Source organism: Carboxydocella sp. ULO1 (assembly GCF_002049255.1).
Taxonomy (GTDB): domain Bacteria; phylum Bacillota.
Genome location: NZ_BDLQ01000068.1, coordinates 1 through 221 on the forward strand (window position 1 = coordinate 1; position 221 = coordinate 221).

At 52.5% G+C, this 221-nt stretch carries 1 rRNA gene; it reads right to left on the bottom strand.

What is annotated here, in order from left to right:
* Nucleotides 1-221: ribosomal RNA gene (locus ULO1_RS09180) — 23S ribosomal RNA — on the bottom strand; the annotation flags it as partial.

Genomic DNA, 221 nt, shown 5'->3' on the forward strand with positions numbered 1-221 from the left:
CTGTACATGCAATACCAAAATCCAATGTCAGGCTACAGTAAAGCTCCACGGGGTCTTTCTGTCCTGTCGCAGGTAACACGCATCTTCACGTGTACTACAATTTCGCCGAGCCCCTCGTTGAGACAGCGCCCAAGTCGTTACGCCTTTCGTGCGGGTCGGAACTTACCCGACAAGGAATTTCGCTACCTTAGGACCGTTATAGTTACGGCCGCCGTTTACCG